14 protein-coding genes and 1 tRNA gene are annotated in these 15,191 nt (G+C 66.9%); 7 read left to right on the top strand and 8 right to left on the bottom strand.

Annotation, left to right across the window (positions count from 1 at the left end; genetic code table 11):
- Positions 1-323: 323 nt before the first annotated feature.
- Positions 324-1,349 (top strand): NADP-dependent oxidoreductase, encoded by a 1,026-nt coding sequence (locus tag AC13GA_RS07000; RefSeq protein WP_482997763.1) that lies wholly within the window; start codon positions 324-326, stop codon positions 1,347-1,349.
- A gap of 37 nt (positions 1,350-1,386) precedes the next feature.
- On the opposite strand, the gene AC13GA_RS07005 is transcribed toward AC13GA_RS07000, so the two are convergent.
- Positions 1,387-2,229, bottom strand: coding sequence for a bifunctional transcriptional activator/DNA repair enzyme AdaA (locus AC13GA_RS07005; RefSeq protein ID WP_046985297.1), 843 nt, complete (start codon positions 2,227-2,229; stop codon positions 1,387-1,389).
- Positions 2,230-2,361: 132 nt separating this feature from the next.
- Between AC13GA_RS07005 and AC13GA_RS07010 the strand changes: the two genes are divergently transcribed.
- Positions 2,362-3,123: an SDR family oxidoreductase gene (locus AC13GA_RS07010; protein WP_482997764.1), complete on the top strand. Its 762-nt coding sequence runs from the start codon at positions 2,362-2,364 to the stop codon at positions 3,121-3,123.
- Between the two features lie 6 nt (positions 3,124-3,129).
- Here the strand turns inward: AC13GA_RS07010 and AC13GA_RS07015 are convergent, their stop codons facing one another.
- A complete protein-coding gene (locus AC13GA_RS07015; RefSeq protein WP_046985308.1) occupies positions 3,130-3,615 on the bottom strand; it encodes a hypothetical protein in 486 nt (161 codons plus the stop codon).
- A gap of 126 nt (positions 3,616-3,741) precedes the next feature.
- On the opposite strand from AC13GA_RS07015, the gene AC13GA_RS07020 reads away from it, so the two are divergent.
- The gene (locus tag AC13GA_RS07020; RefSeq protein ID WP_482997765.1) at positions 3,742-4,497 is read left to right on the top strand and encodes a hypothetical protein; all 756 of its coding nucleotides are present in this window, start codon (positions 3,742-3,744) and stop codon (positions 4,495-4,497) included.
- A gap of 104 nt (positions 4,498-4,601) precedes the next feature.
- Positions 4,602-4,775, top strand: coding sequence for a hypothetical protein (locus AC13GA_RS07025; protein WP_482997766.1), 174 nt, complete (start codon positions 4,602-4,604; stop codon positions 4,773-4,775).
- 61 nt (positions 4,776-4,836) lie between these two features.
- Here AC13GA_RS07025 and AC13GA_RS07030 read toward each other — a convergent pair.
- The 4 genes from AC13GA_RS07030 to AC13GA_RS07045 all read right to left on the bottom strand — a co-directional run bounded on the left by AC13GA_RS07030 (position 4,837) and on the right by AC13GA_RS07045 (position 7,886).
- Positions 4,837-4,912: transfer RNA gene (locus AC13GA_RS07030), tRNA-Ala, on the bottom strand.
- 88 nt (positions 4,913-5,000) lie between these two features.
- The gene (locus tag AC13GA_RS07035; protein WP_482997767.1) at positions 5,001-5,927 is read right to left on the bottom strand and encodes an alpha/beta hydrolase; all 927 of its coding nucleotides are present in this window, start codon (positions 5,925-5,927) and stop codon (positions 5,001-5,003) included.
- Positions 5,917-6,810: an alpha/beta fold hydrolase gene (locus AC13GA_RS07040; protein ID WP_046985300.1), complete on the bottom strand. Its 894-nt coding sequence runs from the start codon at positions 6,808-6,810 to the stop codon at positions 5,917-5,919. The genes AC13GA_RS07035 and AC13GA_RS07040 overlap by 11 nt, the downstream gene beginning before the upstream one ends.
- 20 nt (positions 6,811-6,830) lie before the next feature.
- Positions 6,831-7,886 (bottom strand): sugar phosphate isomerase/epimerase family protein, encoded by a 1,056-nt coding sequence (locus AC13GA_RS07045; RefSeq protein ID WP_480983108.1) that lies wholly within the window; start codon positions 7,884-7,886, stop codon positions 6,831-6,833.
- A 101-nt stretch (positions 7,887-7,987) separates the two neighbouring features.
- On the opposite strand from AC13GA_RS07045, the gene AC13GA_RS07050 reads away from it, so the two are divergent.
- Together AC13GA_RS07050 and AC13GA_RS07055 are read left to right on the top strand one after the other, a co-directional pair.
- The gene (locus tag AC13GA_RS07050; RefSeq protein WP_482997768.1) at positions 7,988-8,569 is read left to right on the top strand and encodes a TetR/AcrR family transcriptional regulator; all 582 of its coding nucleotides are present in this window, start codon (positions 7,988-7,990) and stop codon (positions 8,567-8,569) included.
- Between the two features lie 180 nt (positions 8,570-8,749).
- Positions 8,750-11,080: a TonB-dependent receptor gene (locus tag AC13GA_RS07055; RefSeq protein WP_482997769.1), complete on the top strand. Its 2,331-nt coding sequence runs from the start codon at positions 8,750-8,752 to the stop codon at positions 11,078-11,080.
- Positions 11,081-11,169: 89 nt separating this feature from the next.
- Here the strand turns inward: AC13GA_RS07055 and AC13GA_RS07060 are convergent, their stop codons facing one another.
- A complete protein-coding gene (locus AC13GA_RS07060) occupies positions 11,170-11,922 on the bottom strand; it encodes a hypothetical protein (protein WP_248298509.1) in 753 nt (250 codons plus the stop codon).
- A gap of 176 nt (positions 11,923-12,098) precedes the next feature.
- A complete protein-coding gene (rnd, locus tag AC13GA_RS07065; protein WP_046985304.1) occupies positions 12,099-13,175 on the bottom strand; it encodes a ribonuclease D in 1,077 nt (358 codons plus the stop codon).
- Positions 13,176-13,259: 84 nt separating this feature from the next.
- Here rnd and AC13GA_RS07070 point away from each other — a divergent pair, with 84 nt between their 5' ends.
- Positions 13,260-15,143, top strand: coding sequence for an SUMF1/EgtB/PvdO family nonheme iron enzyme (locus AC13GA_RS07070; RefSeq protein ID WP_482997770.1), 1,884 nt, complete (start codon positions 13,260-13,262; stop codon positions 15,141-15,143).
- Positions 15,144-15,191 lie beyond the last annotated feature (48 nt).

The following is a 15,191-nucleotide window of genomic DNA, read 5'->3' on the forward strand; positions in this document are numbered from 1 at the left end:
GCAGCGAGGTCGCTGCCAAGGACGCGTATATTACGGAGGTCGGCTGCCTTCGGCAAGCGTTTTGCCAAGATTTCTTCACATTGCCGTCTGTGCGCTCGCAAGTGCTTGATCCTCCGTTGTGGGGCGGGGCGTGGCCAATCGATCATCGTCTGCGGTGGAAATCAGCAGGTCGCCGCGATCGCCAAAGCTGCAAGGGCAAGGGTTGCGCCGGACCCGCGCGGGTACGGGCAATGGAACGCTGTTTTCGTGGCCGCTGGCGCCGCCCGCAGCGGCGTAGTGTCGACGCTCCTTTCCTGATGCTGGCAACAGCAGAGTCCGTCGCCATGACCGCTTCTTCGACTACTTCCCGCATCGTGCTGGCCTCGCGTCCACAGGGCGCACCGACCGCCGGCAATTTCCGTCTGGAGCAGGCCACGCTGCCGGCGCCCGGGCCGGGCGAAGTGTTGCTGCGCAACCACTACCTGTCATTGGACCCTTACATGCGCGGACGCATGGACGAAGGCCCGTCCTACGCCCCGCCGGTGGCGGTCGGCGCGGTGATGGAGGGTCAGACCGTGGCCGAGGTGCTGCAGTCCAACGCTGAAGGGGTAGCGATGGGGGATCTGGTGCTGGCGCCAGGTGGCTGGCAGACCCACGCGGTGCTGCCTGCGACTGCGCTGGCACGTCGACTCGATCCCGCCGGCCTGCCATTGAGCACGGCGCTGGGCGTGTACGGCATGCCCGGATTCACTGCCTATTCCAGCCTGCATGAAATCGCCCGTTTGAAGCCGGGCGAGACGCTGGTGGTCGCCGCAGCGAGCGGCCCGGTCGGGGCGACCGTGGCCCAGCTGGCCAAGCTGCAGGGCGCACGCGTGGTCGCCATCGCCGGCGGTGAGGCCAAGCGTGCCTACCTGCAGACGCTGGGCGTGGACGTGGCGCTGGACCATCGCGCCGCTGATTTTGCGGACCAGCTGCGCGCGGCGGTGCCTGCGGGCATCGACGTCTACTTCGAGAACGTCGGCGGCCATGTACTGGATGCGGTGCTGCCACTGCTCAACGACTTCGCTCGCATTCCGGTATGCGGCACCATTGCCACCTACAACGACCGCGGCGTCGAGCAGCCCGGTCCGGACCGCCTGCCGGCGCTGTTCAGCCAGATCCTGCGCCAGCGCCTGACCGTGCGTGGTTTCATCGTGCACGACTTCAACCACCTGTGGCCGGACTTCGAACGCGAGATGCCGCAGTGGCTGCGCGAAGGCCGCATCCAGTACCGCGAGGATGTGGTGGAAGGACTGGAGAATGCACCGGAGGCGTTCTTCGGGCTGTTGCAGGGGCGCAACTTCGGCAAGCTGGTGGTGAAGCTGGATTGAGGGCTTGGCGGTGTGCCGACCAAGGTCGGCACCCACCTCAGGCAGTCGAGGCCTTTTCGCGGCGTAGCAGTTCGCGCTTGCGGGCCACGCCCCAGGCGTAGCCGGACAGGTCGCCGTCGCGGCGCACCACGCGGTGGCAGGGCACTGCCACCGCCAGCGGGTTGCTTGCGCATGCGCGGGCTACGGCACGGCTCGAGCGCGGGGCGCCGATGCGCGCGGCGACATCCGCATACGACGCGGTCTGCCCGCGCGGAATCTGCTGCAGCGCTTGCCACACCCGTTGCTGGAACGCGGTGCCGCGGATGTCCAGCGGCAGCGTGGCGCCCCGCGAAGGATCCTCGACCAGGCCTACGACCTGTGCCACCAGTTGCTCATAGCCCTGGTCGGCGCCGACCAGTTCGGCTTGGCGGAAGCGTTGCTGCAGCGACTGCAGCAGGGTCTCCGGATCGTCGCCGAGCAGGATCGCGACCACGCCGGTCCCGCTGCTGGCCACCAGCACGCTGCCCAGTGAGCTTTCGGCAAGCGCGAAGTGGATGACTTCGCCGCGACCACCTGCGCGCCATTGCTTGGGAGTCATGCCCAGCAACTTAGGTGCGTTCTCATAGAAGCGTCCACTGGAACCGAAGCCAGCATCGTGGAAGGCGTCGGTGATGCGTTCCTGTTGTTCCAGCCCGGTGCGCAGGCGGTCGGCGCGCAGCGCGGCGGCGTACTGCTTGGGGGTCAGCCCGGTGGCCTGCTTGAACAGGCGATGCAGGCGCGTCGGGCTGCAGCCAGCGATGTCGGCCAGCTCCTGCAGCGAGGGTTCGTCGAGGCTGGTCTGCAGGTGGCGGCAGACCCGTTCTACGCGGGCATCGAGGGCGGTGGTGGCGGTACTGTCCATGGCTGGATTCTGGCACGTGCCGGTTCTGCGGAAACTCCGTTTCCTGCACCGACGGGTCAGGCCCGGAAACGGAGTGTTGGCAGGCCGAAGGCACGGCATCGTGGCGGCCACTTCACAACCGGTACCACGACCATGCGCCTGAACAACAAGATCGCCCTTATCACCGGTGCCAGTGCCGGCATCGGTCGCGCCAGCGCGCTGCGTTTCGCCGCTGAAGGCGCAAAGCTGGTGCTCAACGCACGGCGGCCGGAGCCGCTGCAGGAACTGGCCGAGCAGATCCGCGCCGCTGGTGGCGAGGTGGTAGTGCATGCGGCGGATGTGGCTGATCCGGGCACGGCGCAGGCGCTGGTCGATCTCGCCCAGCAGTCATTCGGTGGCCTCGACATCGCCCTTAATAATGCCGGCATGCTCGGCCCGGGCGTGCCGGCCGCGGAGTTCCCGGTGGACGCCTGGCGCGAGGTGATGGCGACCAACCTGGATGCCGCCTTCCATGCTGCACGCGCGCAGTTGCCGGCGATGCTGGCGCACGGCGGTGGCTCGATGGTGTTTGTCGGCACCTTCGTCGGGCACACCGTCGGTTTCCCAGGCATGGCGGCCTATGCGTCGAGCAAGGCCGGGCTGATCGGCCTGAGCCAGGTGATCGCCGCCGAACACGGCGCGCGCGGCGTACGCAGCAACGTGCTGCTGCCCGGCGGCACCGATACCGAAATGGGGCGGCAGGCGGCACCGACTGGCGATGCCCGCGACTTCGTGCGCTCGCTGCACGCACTCAAGCGCATGGCCGAGCCGGAGGAGATCGCCAACGCGGCGCTGTTCCTGGCCAGCGATGAAAGCAGTTTCGTCACCGGCAGCGCGATGCGCGTGGAGGGTGGAGTGTCGATCACCCGTACCTGAATGGGATCATGAGCGTGGCGCGTAGCGGATACCGCTGCTTGCCATGAAGCCTTTCGGATCGAAACGGGCCCAGGCTTCGCCCCAGTCGAACCGGGCGTGGCCACCGGCCAGCTTGCGACCCAACGCCGCGCCCAGTGTGCGGCGCATGAAGGCGACCTCGGCGTCGATCGCCACTTGGGTCGGCCAGCCGTCTTCCAACGTCGCACCAGGCAGACTGACGCTCATCGTCACCATGTCGAGCTGTTGCCCGTGGAAGCACAGGCCGATGCCAGCGGGCGCACCGCCCAGGCTGAGCCGGTGCAGGCTCAACCAGTGATAGCCGGTGCCGACATCACGCTCCCCACTTACCAGGGCGGCAAAGGCGACGCGCGCTTCATCCAGTGAGAGGGTGGGGCAGATCAAGGCCGGTAGATTGCCGAGACGGAGGCTGCCGTCGATCGCATCGAGGATCATCGGCACGGCGTGTGCTGCGTGCTGGACGGAAGAGGGCATGGTGCACCCGGAGACGTGTAGCCGTGGATTCTGGGCGCGACGCATGCATTGCGGCAACTCGGGTGCGTTGGCTGCCGATGGCGATGTGGGTCATGCTCTGCACCCCGTTGATGATCAGGATCGTGCATGTCACAGCTCCACACCACAGATGCACGCGATATCGACTGGTCTGCATTGCAGGCGGCGTACGGCGGTGCAGGCGAAGCCGGCGAGGTGATGGTCGCCCTGCAGGACGCAGCGCACCACGGAGACTGGGGTGAGCTGTGGTCGCATCTGTGCCACCAGGGCACGGTGTATCCGGCCAGCCATGCCGCGTTGCCGGTGTTACTGGGCATCGCCCGGCAGCTGGATCGGACCGATGCGGATGAAGCCTTGCTGCTGGCTGGAGCCATCGTGGCTGGTTCGGTGTTGGACGATCCGGGATTGCGCCAATATTCGTCAACGATCGGGGCATTGATCGAAGCGGTAGAGTCCCGATTGAGCACGCCGGTGACTGAAGCGGATGAGCAGCTTGGTGCGCGGCGCGCATTGCGCCAGGCCTGGCTCGGGTTGAAGGGTGAGAAGGCATGGTCGCTGCATCTGGACCGGCTGGACGAGGGCGAGCTGGTCGGTGAGTGCGGCGATTGTGGTGCCGATCTGTATGCCGAGTTTGACGATGAGGAGCCCTATCTCTGCCACGAGGATCCGGTGCATGGTCCGCCCGCAGTCCGTACACTGCTGCAGGTGGGGGCGCCGGTGAACGTGGCCGAACAATGGTTGCTGCTGCAGGCGACGCAGGATGGAGATGACGAAGCAGTGCGGCTGCTGGGGCTGGCCTTCGGGCAGGCTTCGTGCAGTGCATGCGGCCGCATGTTCAGTGTGCGTAGCAGCCTGGCAGGCTGAGGCGGGTCGGCTGCACACAGCGTTCGCACCGGGCTGACCTTCGACTTACCCGATGCGGTCTAGCGTGGAGGCAGCGTCGGCCCCCGCCGACGAGGGAGTTTTCGATGAGCGAGCACGATAAAGACCACGGCGACCCGAAGCAGGGCGTGCAGGAAAGCCGCCAGGACAGGAAGCAGGACGATGTGGCCAAGCAGCGGCCGGGGCAGCGCGATCAACAGGTGCGCGATGCGCATTCGCGCGGCCCGCAGCGCAAGGACGGCGGCCAGGAGCCGGCCTGAGCCGGGATGCTGAAAAGAAAAAACCCGCAGATCACGTGGATCTACGGGTTCTTCCGAATAGTGGTGGAGCCAAGGAGGATCGAACTCCTGACCTCGTCATTGCGAACGACGCGCTCTCCCAGCTGAGCTATGGCCCCACGGCAGGGTTTCAGTGTAGCGCTGCCAGTGGGGCTTGCCAAGCGGAGGGCAGGGCGGCGGTGCTGGCCCCGCTAGCGGCCCACCTGTTCAGGCCAGTGCCTGACGCAGCCGGGCCCCCGCGCGCTGTACCGCCACGTCCGTGGAGGTGACCACCCCGTGCAGATGGATGCAGGCATGGATCATCCCGGGCAACCGCTCGAGCGTGCACGCCACGTTCGCAGACTGCAGGCGCGCCGCGTAGTGCTCGGCCTCATCACGCAGCGGGTCGTGCTCGCAGCTGAGCACGGAAGCCGGTGCCAGGCCGGACAGGTCCGTTGCGTGGGCCGGCGAGGCGAGTGCAGGCGGCGGATCCATGTCGCCCAGATAGGCCTGCCAGCAGCGCTGCATCAGTTCGGCGCTGAGGTAGTAGCCGCTGGCGTACTCGCGGTAGGAGTCGCTGCCCATGCCGGCATCCAGCGCGGGGTACAGCAGCAGCTGGTGGTGCGGCTGCGGCAGGCCGAGATCACGCAGCAGCAGGCAGCAGGCGGCAGCGAGATTGCCACCGGCACTGTCGCCCCCGATCGCCAGTCGTTGCGGGTCCAGGCCCAGGCCCGCGGCGTTGATCTGCAGCCACTGCCAGGCGTCTGCTACATCCTGCAGCGGCACCGGGAACGGATGCTCCGGGGCCAGGCGGTAGCCGACCGCCACCACGACGCAGCCGCTGGCATTGGCCAGCGCACGGCAAGGACCGTCATAGACTGCCAACGAACACTGGAACCAGCCGCCGCCATGCGCGAACAAAAGGGCCGGTGCCGGTCCGTCGGGCAGCCCGTCCGGGGTGTACAGGCGCACTTCCAGCGGCTGTCCGTCACGTGCGGCCACGCTGTGCTCGATCACGTGTGCGACCGGTTGCGGTGCACCCTGCAGTTGCGGCAGTGCGGTCTCGCTGATCGCACGCAGTTCGCGCAGGTCCTCGGGCAGCGGATGGGCCGCCACTGCATCGACGAACTGCTGCAGTGCGGGTTCAAGCGGCATGACGCGCCTCCTGCAGGAACGGCAGCAGCTGTTCCAGGAACGCCTGCGGTGCTTCCTCCATGATGAAGTGGCCACAGCCCGGTACGATGCTGCCGCGCAGGTCATCGGCGTGTGGTTGCAGGGTCAGCATCGGTGCATCGGCGGTGGCATGCTCGGCGCCGATCGCCAGCACCGGCATTGCGAGCCGGCGCTGCGCACGCAGCTTGTTCTGGCGGATCGTTTCCGGAATCGCGCGGTACCATGCGAAGCCGGCGCGCAGTGCACCGGGCCGACTGTAGGCGGCAATGTAGGTATCGGCGGCAACAGCATCACGGCGGTACGACCAGCGGTCGAACATGAATTCCAGATAGGCGCGCTCGCGTCCGGTGATCAGTGCTTCCGGCAGGTCGGCCACCTGGTTGAACATGAAGTGCCAGAGGAAGATGTTGTCGGCCGGCGCAGCGAAGATGCCCGGCTCCGGCGCCAGCCCGGGGATGACTGCTTCGGTGACGGCCAGCTGCTGCACGGCCTGCGGCTGGTCGCTGGCCAGTGCATAGGCGATCCACATGCCGATGTCGTGGCCTACCACCTGGTAGCGTTCGTGACCCAGCGCCTGCATGGTCTGGTGCAGCACTGCGGCGGCACTGCCGGTGTCGTAGCCATGTACGGGGCGATCGGATTCTCCAATGCCTGGCGGGTCGACCGCGATGGCCTCGAAACCGGCGGCTGCCAGTGCATGCAGCACATGGCGCCAGGCATACCAGGTCTGCGGCCAGCCAGGGATCAGCAGCACGGGCTGGCCGCTGCCTGCCGACACGCAATGCACGCGCTGGCCGTCGATACGCAGGTAGTGATGGCGCAGGGCATCGTCGCCGGCAGTGCCAGCGGAAGAAAGGGTGTTCATGGGGAATGCTCCGTTGGGGCTCAGGCGATGCCGAGCATCTGCTGCATCTGTGCGGTGCTGATCGGTGCACCGGCGAAGTCGTCGAAAATCTTGTCGGTGACCGGGATGATGTGGTCGCGGATGAACGCGGCACCTTCGCGCGCGCCGGCTTCCTGGTCCTTCAGGCAGCACTCCCATTCCAGCGTCGCCCAGCCCTGGTAGTCGTACTGGGCCAGCTTGGAGAAGATCGACTTGAAGTCGACCTGGCCGTCGCCCAGCGAGCGGAAGCGGCCGGCGCGCTCGGTCCAGTCGGCATACCCGCCATAGATGCCCTGGCGGCCGCTGGGGCGGAACTCCGCGTCCTTGACGTGGAACATGCGGATCAGCGGATGGTAGATGTCCAGGTACTCCAGGTAGTCCAGCTGCTGCAGCACGAAGTGGCTGGGATCGAACAGGATGCGGCAGCGCTCGTGCTGGCCGACGCGCTCGAAGAAGCGCTCGAAGCTGGTGCCATCGTGCAGGTCTTCACTGGGATGGATCTCGTAGCAGAGGTTGATGCCGTTGTCCTCGCAGGTATCGAGGATCGGCCGCCAGCGCCGTGCCAGTTCATCGAAGGCCGCATCGATCAGGCCCGGCGGGCGCTGCGGGAACGGGAACAGGTAGGGCCAGGCGAACGAGCCGGAGAAGGTGCCCATGTCCTGCAGGCCCAAGCGGCGCGACGCGCGGGCGGCCAGGTGCAGCTGCTGCTGCGCCCATTCGCTGCGAGCCTTCGGATTGCCGCGCAGTGCTTCGGGGGCGAAGCCGTCGCAGAGTTCATCGTAGGCCGGATGCACGGCCACCAGCTGGCCGAGGATGTGGGTGGTCAGTTCGCTGACCTGCAGGCCGTGCTCGGCCAGCGTGCCACGAATGTCGTCGCAGTAGTCCTGGCTGTCGGCGGCGGTGGCCAGGTCGAACAGGCGTGCATCCCAGGCCGGAATCTGCAGCGCCTTGAAGTCGTGGCCGGCCGCCCACGCGGCAATGCTGGCAAGCGAGTTGAACGGGGCCTGGTCGCCGGCGAACTGCGCCAGGTGCAGGCTGGGGCCCTTGAGGGTCTGCATGTGTTGCTCCAATTGTTTGTCGATTAACAAAGAATAGGCGCGGCCATCGATGCGGTCAACACCCGCGTTACACTGCGCGCCTCAGAACGGCAGGCAGGCAGATGGCAGGGCGACCGCGCGAATTCGACAGGGACCAGGCATTGCGCAAGGCAATGCTGCTGTTCTGGCAGCACGGCTATGAAGGCACCTCGATGTCGGCACTGGTCGAAGCACTGGGCATTGCATCGGCGCGCATCTATGCCGCGTTCGGCAGCAAGGAGCAGTTGTTCCGCGAAGCCGTTGCGCTGTACGAGGAAGGCGAAGGCGGCTTCGCGCCGCGCGCGCTGGAACAGGCATCGTTGCGCGAGGCGATCGGCAGCATGCTGCGCGATGCGGTGCTGACCTACACCCGGCGCGGGCGCCCGCATGGTTGCCTGGTGGTGTCCTCGGCCAGCAGCGTGTCGCCTGATGGCGAGGGCGTTCGGGACTGGCTGGCCAGCCATCGTCGCCAGCGCACGGCGGCGATCATCGCGCGCCTGCAGCAGGCGCAGGCCGAAGGGCAGCTGGCCGACGATGTGGCGGTGCAGGCGTTGGGCGATCACTTCGCCACCGTGCTGCACGGCATTTCGGTGCAGGCCCGTGACGGCATCAGCCGCGAGCGACTGCTGGCGATGGTCGATGTGGCGTTGACCCCGCTGCCCTGAGTCAAGCCTCCAGGGCGTGCGGAATGCCCGGTGACTGTGCCGAAACCGCTTGTTTCGCCGTGTTTGGGCGCCACGCAACGAAATCGTAACAATTTGGGGGATAATGGCGGCTTGCGCAGTTCTCCTCCTTTTTGCCGCCCGGCCCGCGCAGGCCGCACGGACGCCTCCTCAGAGCATTCCATGCCCTCCCATACCGATTCCCGCCGCCTGTCGGGTATGTCGTCTTCCTTCGTTTCCTTCCGCCGCCACCCGCTGGCGCTGGCCTGTGCCGGTGTGGCCCTGGCTGCCAGCTTCGGCGCCTCGGCGCAGGACAGTGCGCCGACCCCGACCGGGCTGGACACCATCACCGTGACCGCCGAACACCGTGAGCAGAACCTGCAGGAAGTGCCGGTCTCGGTCGGCGTGGTGCAGGGCGAGCGCATGCGCGACTTCACCGCTGGGGGTGACGACACCCTGCTGGCGCTGTCCGGCCGCGTTCCGAGCCTGTATGCGGAAACCACCACCGGCCGCATCTTCCCGCGCTTCTACATCCGTGGCCTGGGCAACATCGACTTCTACCTGGGTGCCTCGCAGCCGGTGTCGATCATCCAGGACGATGTAGTCCTCGAGCATGTAGTGCTGAAGTCCAACCCGGTCTATGACGTGGACCAGGTGGAAGTGCTGCGCGGCCCGCAGGGCTCGCTGTTCGGCCGCAACACCACCGCCGGCATCATCAAGTTCGACACCCTGAAGCCGACCCAGGAGTACAGCGGCCGCGTCAGCGCCAGCTACGCGACCTACAACAGCGTGTCGATCGACGGCGGCTTCGGTGGCCCGATCAACGACATCGCCTCGTTCCGCGTGTCGGCCCTGTACCAGCACCGCGACGACTACGTCGACAATAACTACAAGGGCCCGAGTGCGGACGGCACGGTCAGCCCGAAGAAGAACGCCATGGGCGGTTTCGATGACCGCAATGTGCGCGCACAGCTGCTGCTGACCCCGAGCGACCAGTTCTCGATCCTGGCCTCGGCCCACGCCCGTGACTACGAAGGCACCTCGACCCTGTTCCTGCGCGGCGCGCTGACCAAGGGCTCGAACAAGACCGACGTGCCGCGTGACCAGGTGGCCTACGACGAAGCCGGCAACAACCCGCAGGCCTACAAGACCTACGGCGGCTCGGTGAAGGCACGCTACGATTTCGGCGCGATCGACTTCACCTCGATCACCGCCTACGAGACCACCTCCGGCTACAGCCGCGGTGACACCGACGGCGGCGCTGCGGTGAACTTCCCGGTCAATGGCGTACCGAACGGTTACGGCCAGTCGATGGGCCGCATCCGTGATCTGGACCAGTGGACCCAGGAATTCCGCCTGGCCAGCCATGACGACAGCGCCCTGCAGTGGCAGGCCGGTGCGTTCTACTTCAATGGCAGCGACACCACCGATTTCTACCAGCGCGCCTGGTTCCTCAACGGTGCTGCACGCAACCCGAACAACTGGGTGCGCCTGCGCAACAAGAACACCTCGTGGGCCGGTTTCGGCCAGCTCAGCTACGCGTTCACCGACAAGTTCACCGTCACCGCCGGCCTGCGCCAGACCAAGGACGAGAAGCACACGCGCCTGCTGAAGACCGCTGACACTGCCGCCGGCGTGGTTACCTACAAGGGCCGCACCGACGTCAAGATGTCCGACACCACCCCGAGCTGGGATCTGAGCGCGATGTATCAGATCACCCCGGACGTGAGCGTCTACGCCAAGGTTGCGCGTGGCTTCCGCGGTCCGACTATCCAGGGCCGTTCGGCGGTGTTCAATGCCGACTTCACCACCGCCGATTCCGAGACCATCCTGTCCTGGGAAGCGGGCGTGAAGAGCAGCCTGTGGGACAACCGCCTGCGCCTGAATGCCACCGCGTTCACCTACACCGTCAACGACATCCAGCTCAACGGCAACGATTCGGACGGCAACGGCGTGCTGTTCAACGCCGACAAGGCAAAGGCCTACGGTTTCGAAGCCGACATGGAGCTGCGCCCGATCCCGAACCTGACCCTGAGCGCCGGCCTGAGCCTGCTGCACAGCGAGATCAAGGACAAGCGCGTGTACGCGCAGGTCTGCGGCCTCAACGGCCAGGTGGTCTGCACCGTCGGCGACCCGACCATCAAGGTCGGTGCCAACACCTTCGCGCAGATCGATGGCAACCCGCTGCCGAACGCGCCGAAGTACAACGTCAACCTGGCCGCCCGCTACGACTTCCCGGTCAGCGACGCAGGCACCATGTTCGTTTCCACCGACTGGAACAAGCAGGGTTACACCAGCTTCGTGCTGTACGACAGCAAGGAATTCAACTCCAAGGGTGACTTCGAGGGTGGCCTGAAGATCGGCTACTCGGGCAACTACGGTGCCTACGAAGTGGCGCTGTTCGCGCGCAACATCACCAACGAGAAGAACCTCAAGGGTGTGATCGAGAACTACATGGCCGCGGTCTACAACGAACCGCGCACCGTGGGCGTTTCGCTGAACATGAACTGGTAATGCGCTGTCGCGATGGCGGGCACTGTCCCGCCATCGCATCGACGGAATGCAAAGGGCGGTCCGGTGATCCGGGCCGCCCTTTTCGTTGCTCAATCGGAATCGGCCCCATCATCCCCGGGTGTCCCGCCATGGACCCGATAGCCGGCTGCACGCAGATGCTCCGGCCAGGGCGGCGTGGCCATTTCTTCCAATGCCATCGACAAGCGCGAGGCAAGATGCAGGGGCGCCGACTCCAGCCAGTCAAGGTAGGCATCGCTGCGGATGATGGCGCGAAGTGCGGCGGCGTCATGCCATTGCGATGCCGGCAGCAGGGTGAAGCCGGTCACCTCGAACAGGCGCTGGCGTTGGCGGGCATCCATGCGCAGCGGGAACGCGAGCAGCAGGTCCGGCTGGTAGGCCAGTGTGGTGTGGCCGTAGCGCCACGCGGTGACTTCGGCGCGATCGATGCCGGGTACAGCACCTTCCAGTGCCAGTCCACCGCCGGCTTCGAAGTAGCCATGCATCAGGGCATGCGGATGCAGCGCAGGCTCGAGCGTGTCCTGCTCGCTGGCATCGGCATCCTGTTCGATCAGTGCGGCCGACAGTGCCAGGTAGTGGACCGAGCGGGAAAGATCCAGCCCGCTGGCCAGTACGGTGTAGGCATTGAGCAGGCTGCTGCGATCGATGCAGGGGTTCTGCGGGGCATCGTCGGCGACCTGTTGTGCCAGCGCGATGTAGCGCTCCGCGCCGTGCGGATCCTTGAACAACACGCGATAACGCTGTGGATCGCGCAGCACCTCAATTGCGGCTTGCAGGTCGCCCCGCGAAAGGGCTTCGCTGATGGACTCGGGCGTCTGTGCCACGGCAACTCCGGATGCGGGTGGGCAGGAAGGTGCTGCAATGCTGCTGGACGCCAGCATCAGCAGCGAGGCTGTCATCCATCGTGATGTGCCGGATTGGAGCCACGCAGGCATGCAGCAACGTCCTTGTCGATCATCGGCAGGGCCGCCCCTGCCGGGCGGCTGATGCGGTCGTTTTCTTATGCGGGCAGCAGTGCCTGCAGCCGCGATTCCAGTTCCTGCTGGCGCCAGCCGGCCAGTGCGGCAGGCCATTGGCGACGTTCCAGATAGCTTTCGAGGTGCTTGCGCGAGGCGAGGATGCCATCGGGCAGGCCCAGCTCTCGGCTGCGTTCGGCCACCGCATCCTGCAGCTTTTTCAGCGCCTGCTTGTTGCTGTCGTTGGCCGGCAACGCCAGCGGCGCTTCGGCTTCGTCGGCCAGCGGAGTGTCCAGCGCCTGCCACACGGCAGCGGCGAGCTTGCGCGGTGCCTTGGGGAACTGCTCGAACAGCTTGGCCAACGCGTCGGCGTCGGCCGGTGGCGTACGCGCCAGGGTCGCCGCCAGTTCGTTGTCCAGGATCCAGCTGCGCGGGCGGTCGCTGCTGCGTGCCTGCACATCGCGCCAGCGCAGCAGGCGCAGCAGGCGGTGCTGCGCGGCGGCATCAAGGAACTGCGCCGAGCGCATCGACAGGTGCGGCCAGCGGTCCTCGTCATTGGCGACGCTGGCCAGCAGGCGCTCGCCGTCGTCATGCAGCCACTGCTGGCGGCCGAGCGCCTGCAGCTTGGCATCGATGGCGTCATGCATCGCGAACAGATGCTCGACGTCGTCGGCGGCGTACTGCAGCTGCGACTCCGACAGCGGCCGGCGCATCCAGTCAGAGCGGGTCTCGCCCTTGGCCAATGCCACGCCGGTGATCTCAGCCACCAGCTTCTGGTAGCCCATGCCGCCGCCGATGCCGGCCAGTGACGCGCCGATCTGGGTGTCGAACAGCGGTCGTGGAAGCACGCCACAGGCCCACTTGAAGGCGACCAGGTCTTCGCTGGCGCTGTGCATCACCTTGATGATTGATTCGTCGGCCAGCCACGGTGCCAGCGCCTCGGTCATGCCGGGAATCAGCGGGTCGATCAGCAGAATGTCCTGGCCGACCGCCATCTGCACCAGCGCCAGCTGCGGCCAGAAGGTGCGTTCACGAATGAATTCGGTGTCCAGGCCGATGCGGGAGGGGCGCTGCTGGAAGTACGCATCCAGCTCGGTGGGGGTGGTGATCCAGGTTGCCACGGGTCAGGGCCTACTACTCGGGTTTGCTCAGGGAGGGGAGAATAGCCTAACGTCGGTCCGCGTCCGTGCTGAAGGAGATCCCGCTTGCGTTTTCCGCTGTCGTCCGTGCTGTGCACCGCCCTGGCCGTGGCCCTGGCCGGTTGCACGCCGTCGCCCCCCGCGACGGCGGACCGGACGACTGCTGATGAAGCGCGTCCGGCCGCGGACAAGGGCGCTGACAACCCGCAGGTGGCCCGGGGCAGTGTGACCATCGCCGGCGAGGATGCCGCCGAGGACGTGCAGCAGTGGACGCCGCCAAGGGTGGACCGGCAGGGCCGCAGCCTGGCCCAGTTGCGCCGTGCCGCAACGCAGGCGTACGCCGATGGCCGCCTGTACGAGGACGCCGACGCGGCCATCCCGCTGTGGCTGGCGGTCCAGGAAGAAGACCCGGATGACCGCCAGGCGCGACTGGGCCTGCAGCGCGCGCGCCAGCGCCTGCAGCAGCAGGCCGATGCGCTGCTGGTACGCCCGCTGAAACAGCGCGAAGCACTGGCCGAGGCCAGCCGCCAGGCGCTGGTGCTGCTGACCCTGGCGCCCAAGGACGAGACCGTGCGGGCGCTGCAGGGCCGGGTGGAGAACGCGCAGCGGGTGGTGGCCTACAACCGTGCCGGCGAAGAGGACCTGCGCGCCGACCGGATTGGCGAGGACGGCGACGGTGCGATCGGCAATTTCCGCGAGGCGCTGGCGCTGGATGAACACAACAGCCGGGCGCGCCAGGGCCTGGCAGCGGCTGAGAGCGGGCTGATCCGGCGTGCAGAAGAGGCCGCGCGCGCGCGTGATTTCGCCAGCGCCGGCAGCTGGTTGGCCGAGGCCAGCAAGGTCCGGGACTCGTCGCCGACCATTGCCGATGCATTCGAGCGCATCGAGCAGATCCGGGCGACCGTATTGCTGCAGCTGCGTGACGACGGCCTGCGTGACCTGACCACGCCACAGGGTCTGAAGCCGGCGCGTGAGAAGCTGGGCGAAGCCCTGCGCATCGCCCTGCCGGGTGACCCGGTGGTAGCCCAGCTGCGCGAGCGTATCGACCTGGCCACGCACTATGGCAGCTTCCGACCGGGCCAGGTGTTCAGCGATGCGATGCGTGACGGCGGCCGCGGTCCGCAGATGGTGGTGGTCCCGCATGGGGGCTTCCAGATGGGCGCAGGCGATGCAGAGCCGGGCGCCTCTGATTCCGAACGGCCCTCGCATTACGTGCGTTTCGATCGTGGCTTCGCGATGGCGATCACCGAGGTCACGGTTGGCGATTTCGAGCGCTACGTGAAGGCGACCAACGCGCGGCCACGTGCTAGCCGTCGCGGACATTCGGTGGTCTATGACGAGCGCAGCGGCAATTTCATCCGCCGCAGCGGCGTGGATTGGCGTTCGGATTACGACGGCGCCCGCGCGCTGGGCAATGCCCCGGTGATGCATGTCAGCGTGCGCGACGCCGAGAACTATGCGGCCTGGTTGTCCGAGCAGACCGGTCGCAGCTACCGGTTGCCCAGTGAGGCTGAGTTCGAGTACGCGCTGCGTGGCGGCAGCAGTGGCCGCTATCCGTGGGGCGACGCCGGCATACCGCCGCCTGGCAGCGGCAACTTTACCGGCAGCAAGGATGTGTCGCCCTCGGGGCGGCACTGGCACAACGCCTTCGTCGGTTATGGCGATGGCTGGTGGGGGCCGGCACCGGTGGCCAGCTTCCGGGCCAATGCGTTCGGCCTGCACGACATGGGTGGCAACCTCAGCGAATGGGTGGCCGATTGCTGGCATGCCAGCTACCGGCGTGCGCCCTCCGATGGCGCGGCCTGGTTCAACCCGGGCTGCCGGGCCCGGGTGATCCGTGGCGGCAACTGGGCCAACGCGCCCGAGCAGACCCGCGCCGCCTGGCGGCAGTCACAGGATTCAGACACCACCAACGCGCGCATCGGCTTCCGCCTGGTGCGCGGCATCTGATCGGCGTCCGGCTTCACCCGCTACGGGCATCGGCGCACTAAGATTGCG

Source organism: Stenotrophomonas sp. 22DLJC03 (assembly GCF_056861405.1).